The organism is Deltaproteobacteria bacterium (genome assembly GCA_009929795.1).
Classification (GTDB): domain Bacteria; phylum Desulfobacterota; class Desulfovibrionia; order Desulfovibrionales; family Desulfomicrobiaceae; genus RZZR01.
This window is the reverse complement of record RZZR01000140.1, coordinates 1-5,917: the sequence shown is the minus strand read 5'-3', so window position 1 is coordinate 5,917 and position 5,917 is coordinate 1. Positions and strand designations below refer to the sequence as shown.

Below are 5,917 nucleotides of genomic sequence, written 5' to 3'. Positions count from 1 at the left end.
CGAGGAACTGACCGCCGTGGCTGAACTCGGCTACCTGAAGCCCAAGTTCGACGACGACCGCAAGGATGATGCCGCCTATCGTCTGTCCTTGGGATTGGTGTATTCATTCTAAGAGGCTCGCCGCCCCGATACCGCAACCCGGAAGCCGGGTCGTGTTGGCCCGGCATTTCCACAGAGGTCCTCGGCCATGATACCCAAACGGATTTCATGGCCGAGGACCATGAAAAGGACTGAGTCCAGAGACCAAATCATCATCGCAACGCACCGTGCATGGCCGACTCGGACGATGAGCTCTCGGGCGAATTCCATTCCGGGTCGACCTGCTCCAACCCTTACAGGTTCGATCATGTACGCTCTTGATCCATGTCCGAGAACGATGCCCGTCGACCCCTTTCCCCTGGCCGAGATCTATCGTCGCTACTATCTTTCCCAGGGACTTTTCGTCGAGTCGCCTCACGCCTCCGGCAGCGGTCCCGGCCAATTGCGTTTGGAGTTGGCTGCCGGGTCCGGCAACGGTTGGACCGAACTGGTTCATATCGACCGGGGCCTGAACGTGGGCATGTGCGACTACGAACTGTTTCGTCCTGTCGAAGGCGACCATTTCTCCGTTGGGGGGATGGTCTGCTTCAATCTCCTCATGTCTGGCGAATTCGAGGTCGTTATGCCCGAAAACGGCGGTCGCGAGGTCATCCGCGGCGGGGAATTGTGGCTGTGCCACGATTTCTCGACTTGCATACGCTACAGCCAGCCCTCGCACCGGGTCATCCGGGGCATGTCCATCACCCTGCCCCGGTCCATGGTCGAGGCTTGGCTCGGCGATCCGAACTGCGGCATGAGCCAAAGTCTGGAAATAATCCTGCGCAATAAAAACCTCCCCAATGCCTCACCTTTTCAGGGCGGGCGCCCCCTTTCGCGCTGCCCGCGTCAGACAGCGCCACTCGTTAGCACCGCTGCCCGCCTCCTGGCCACCAAGCGGGATACCGTCTGCGGCCGCCTGCATTTCGAGTCCCTGGCCCTGAACCTCCTGGCTCAGATTCTGGGGCTGGAATATCCGGCCCGTATCCAGGAAGCAATCCGCTCGACTCCTGCCATCGACAACGCCATCGACATCCTGCGGGCTGAATGGGCCGATCCTCCGACCATCGCGGCCCTGGCCCGCCGCATCGGATTGAACGAATGCTACCTCAAGGCCGGATTCCGCCGTCGCACCGGCCAATCCATCGGCGAATTCGTGAGGGCCCTGCGTATGGAACACGCCATGGAACTGATCGAGTCGGGTCGTTCCTCCATCCTCCAGGCCGCCATGGCCGTGGGCTATTCAAACCCCAGCCACTTCAGCTCAGCCTTCAAGCGCCATCACGGTCGCCTGCCGTCCTCGTATCTGGCTCGGCCCTGAAGTTCGTCCCGGGCCCTTTCTTTCCCGCTCGCGGCAGTCTTTCTCCCTCCCGGGGTGGAAGAGGCGGCGTTGATTCGCCATGATCCCCGGAACCCAATTCCCGGAGGTCATTCATGAACACATCCACCTGCGACCCAGGCCTTGGCCGGGCCGGAGTATTTGCAACCGAAACCCTGCCTGGGCGCGGCATCTGGACCCTGATGCGCCCGGTGCGCAGCCGCATCCATCTGGCCATGGGGCTGGCCGCCCTGGGCGCCATTGCCGCCCTGGCCGCCGTGGGCTTGCTGGCCGTGATCATCGCCCAGCTCCTTCGTCCCGATCCCGCCCCCTGGCCCTGGGCCGTGCTGGCCGTTGTGCTGACCGGGGCCGGTTTTTACCTGCGCAACAAAGGCTTCATCGTGTCCCACATGGCCGCATTTCGCCTGGAAACCATCCTGCGCGCGGGTCTGGCCGAGCACATGGCTCGCGTCCCCCTGGGCTATCTGCTCCAGACCGGGACCGGCACCGTGACCAAAGTCATGCAGGACGATGTCAAGAGCCTGCACGCCTTTGTGGCCGATACCACGCCCATGATCGGCCGCAGCGTGGCCACGCCTCTGGCCACCCTGATCCTGATGCTGATCATTGATTGGCGTCTGGCCCTGCTGGCCCTGGGTCTGCTGGTGGTTGGAGCGGGATGCGTGATACTGGCCATGCGCGGCAGCACGGAGCTGCAGCGCCGCTACGACGACGAGCGTGAACGCATCGCCGGGGCCGTGGTGGAATTCGTGCAGGCCATGCCCGTGGTCCGGACCTTTGACGACGGCGCGTCCTCCTTTGGCCGCTATCAGTCGGCCCTGGACGGGTTCCGCGACGTCCTGGCCAAATGGCTGGAAGTCTCGGCCGTCAGCGCCAAGATCAGCATTCTCATTCTCGGCCCCTTGCCGACTCTCCTGGCCCTGACCCTGGGCGGCCTGCTCCTCTACACCGGCGGAAGTCTCGATTTTCCGACCTGGGCCGCGGCCCTGCTGCTGGGCACGGGCATGGCCGAATCGCTCATGCCGCTGATGTGGATCAATCATTTCATCCGCAAGGCCGGCGCCGGCGCCCTGCGCATCCAGGACCTGCAGGCCGCCCCCGTGTTGCCCGTATCCCTGGGACGCCGCCTGCCGCGCGATGCATCCGTGTCCTTTGAACAGGTCTGCTTCGCCTATGAAAACCGCACCGACAACGCTCTGGACGACGTCAGTTTCCACGTTCCGGCCGGGTCCATCACGGCCCTGGTCGGACCGAGCGGCGCGGGCAAGACCACCGTGGCCCGGCTCATCCCCCGCTTCTGGGACGTGACCGACGGGTCGGTCCGCGTCGGCGACGCCGACGTGCGCGACATCCGGCCCGAAGACCTGATGCGCCACGTCTCCTTTGTCTTCCAGGACACATTTCTCTTCAACGACACCATCTCCGCCAATATCCGCATGGGCCGTCCCGAGGCCACGGACGCCGAGGTCGAACAGGCGGCCCGGGCGGCCCAGGCCCACGACTTCATCACGGCTCTGCCCCAGGGATACGCGACAAAGGCCGGGGACCGGGGCGTGCGCCTGTCCGGTGGCCAGCGCCAGCGCATCACCATTGCCCGGGCCATCCTCCAGAACTGCCCGGTGGTCGTCCTGGACGAAGCCACGGCCTTTGCCGATCCGGAAAACGAGGCCGCCCTGATCGCGGCCCTGGCCAACCTGATGCAAGGGCGCACGGTCATCATCATCGCCCACCGCCTCTCGACCATCCGCGACGCGGACCAGATCGTGGTCCTGGACCAGGGACGGGTGGCCGAACACGGCCGCCACGGCGACCTGGTCGCCGCGAACGGCGTCTACGCCCGATTGTGGCGCAATTACGAACAGGCTCAGGGCTGGACCCTGGGCCGTGACGACGCAACCCGGTCCTGACAAGGAGCAGCCATGAACACTCTGACCGATTCCTTCCGCCCTGTCCCCTCCCTGGCCGAAACCTGGCGGCGCATGCAGCTCGCCGCCGGGGATCAGTCCCCGCTCCTGCGCCGCAGCATGCTCTTTTCCCTGCTCTCGGCCGTGGTCCAGGGCCTGGCTTTTGCCGCCTTTTACCCGTTGCTGCGCCTCATGCTGGCCTCGCCCATCAACACCGGGGCCGCCGCGTGGTGGCTGGCCTTCCTGGTGCTGTGCACGGTCCTCGACGCGGTCCTGCGCTGGAAAGCCCGGGACTTCGACTATTCCAGCCCCCTGGCCGACGTGACCCACGATCTGCGGGTGAGCCTGGGCAAGCAGCTGCGGCGCATGCCCCTGGAAGAGCTGTACCGCAAACGCACCGGTGAGCTTTCGGCCGTACTGGCTGGCAACGTGGACGAGATCATCACGCCCATGGGCATGATTTCCTCGACCTTCATCAATTCCATCGTCACCCCGGCCGTGGCCCTGATCGTGACCATATTCGTGGACTGGCGCCTGGCCCTGGCCATGCTCGTGTTGCTGGCCCTGGCCACGCCGGTCTACCACCGCCGTCGCCGCAGCACCGGAGAAAAAATGCGCACCCTGGCCGAGGCCCATGCCCGCACCTCGGCCGACCTGATCGAATACGCCCAGGGCCTGCCCGTGCTGCGGGCCACGGGCCAGACCGGCGCACGGGCCGAACGTCTGCGCCAGTCCCTGGACCACCTGCGCCTGATTCAGGAAAAGGCCCAACTGCGCGACTTGCAAATCAGCCTCCTGGCCTCGTCCGTGGTGCAGATAGGCCTGGTCCTGGTCATGATCCTGGGAGTGTGGTTCATCCTGACCGGCAGCCTGGACCTGGCCGCCCTGACCGCCCTGCTGGTGGTCGTGGCCCGCTTTGCCGAGCCTCTGGCCGTCTCCTTTCATCTGTCCGATGCCTTTGACCTCATGGAGGCCGGGTTCGAGCAGGTTGAACAGCTCATGGCCATACCGCCCCTGCCCGTGCCCATCCAGCCCGGCATCCCCCAATCCTTTGATATCCGGTTTGAAGGCGTGGACTTTCGCTACGCCGACAACCCGGAGCAGATCCTGACCAATGTCGGCTTCACCCTGCCCGAGCGGTCGCTGACGGCCCTGGTCGGGCCATCGGGCTCGGGCAAGACCACAGTCACCCGCCTGATCATGCGCCATGCCGATCCGCAAACCGGCAGCGTGCGCATCGGCGGCGTGGACCTGCGCGACATGGACCCCGAAACCATCATGCGCCACGTGTCCGTGGTCTTCCAAGACGTCTATCTATTTGACGACACCATCCTGAACAACATCCGCATGGGCCGCGCCGAGGCCACCGACGCCGAGGTCGAGGAAGCGGCCAGGGCCGCCCACTGCCATGAGTTCATCTCCCGCCTGCCCGACGGCTACGGAACCAGGGTCGGCGACATCGGCGGCTGCCTGTCCGGCGGTGAGCGCCAGCGCATCAGCATTGCCCGGGCCATCCTCAAAAACGCCCCCATCGTCATCCTGGACGAGCCCACGGCGGCCCTGGACACGGAAAGCGAGGTCGCGGTGCAGCGGGCCATCGACGCCCTGGTCCGGGACCGGACCGTCATTGTCATCGCCCACCGTTTGTCGACCATTGTCGGCGCGGACGCCATCCTGGTCCTGGACGAAGGCAGACTGGTCGAACAGGGAAAACACGCCGAATTGCTGAAGGCTGGCGGCCGTTACCGCGCCATGTGGGACGCCCAGAGTCTGGCCAAGGACTGGCACCTGCGGAGCGCGTTGCCTCAAACCATTCATCGCGAGGAGATCATATGTCCCAATCCCACGGCCTGACCATTCGCGGCCTGACCAAAACCTATGCCAACGGAATCAAGGCCCTGGATGGCATCGACCTGGATGTCTCGCTGGGCCTGTACGGTCTTCTTGGACCCAACGGGGCCGGCAAGAGCACCCTCATGCGCACCCTGGCCACCCTCCAGGCCCCGGATACGGGCCGGATCATGCTGGATGGCGTCGATACCCTGGCCGATCCCAACCATCTGCGCCGCCGTCTGGGCTATCTGCCGCAGCAGATCGGAGCCTATCCCGGCGTCAGCGGCCGGGATCTGCTCGACCGCTTTGCCTGGCTCAAAGGCCGGACCGATCAGCAGAAACGCCGCGCCGAGGTGGAAACGCTCCTTGAGCGGGTCAACCTGTCCGACGCGGCTCACCGCGCCGTGACCACCTATTCGGGTGGCATGATGCGGCGCTTCGGCATTGCCATGGCCCTGATCGGCTCGCCGCGTTTGCTCATCGTCGACGAACCCACGGCCGGCCTCGACCCGGCCGAACGTAACCGGTTTCATCGGGTCCTGGCCGACGTGGCCGAAGAAGCCGTGGTCCTCTTGTCGACCCATATCGTCGAGGACGTGGAGAACCTGTGCCCCCGCCTGGCCATCATGGCCAAAGGCCGCATCGTGGCCGAGGGCGCGCCGGAAAAGCTGACCGACCGGCTCCAGGACCGGCTGTGGTCACGGGTGGTGCCGCGCGGGCAGGCCCTGCCCCAAGCGGTCAGGCTGGCCGCCACACCTACCGGCAC

4 protein-coding genes are annotated in these 5,917 nt (G+C 65.3%); all 4 read left to right on the top strand.

Going from position 1 to position 5,917, the window contains the following annotated elements:
• The first annotated feature begins 187 nt into the window (after positions 1–187).
• Positions 188–1,396, top strand: a complete 1,209-nt coding sequence (locus tag EOM25_11640; protein ID NCC25824.1) for an AraC family transcriptional regulator — start codon at positions 188–190, stop codon at positions 1,394–1,396.
• A gap of 113 nt (positions 1,397–1,509) precedes the next feature.
• Positions 1,510–3,321: an ABC transporter ATP-binding protein gene (locus tag EOM25_11635; GenBank protein ID NCC25823.1), complete on the top strand. Its 1,812-nt coding sequence runs from the start codon at positions 1,510–1,512 to the stop codon at positions 3,319–3,321.
• A gap of 12 nt (positions 3,322–3,333) precedes the next feature.
• The gene (locus EOM25_11630; protein ID NCC25822.1) at positions 3,334–5,172 is read left to right on the top strand and encodes an ABC transporter ATP-binding protein; all 1,839 of its coding nucleotides are present in this window, start codon (positions 3,334–3,336) and stop codon (positions 5,170–5,172) included.
• On the top strand, positions 5,151–5,917 hold a 767-nt coding region (locus EOM25_11625; GenBank protein ID NCC25821.1), incomplete at its 3' end, for an ABC transporter ATP-binding protein. The genes EOM25_11630 and EOM25_11625, both read left to right, overlap by 22 nt.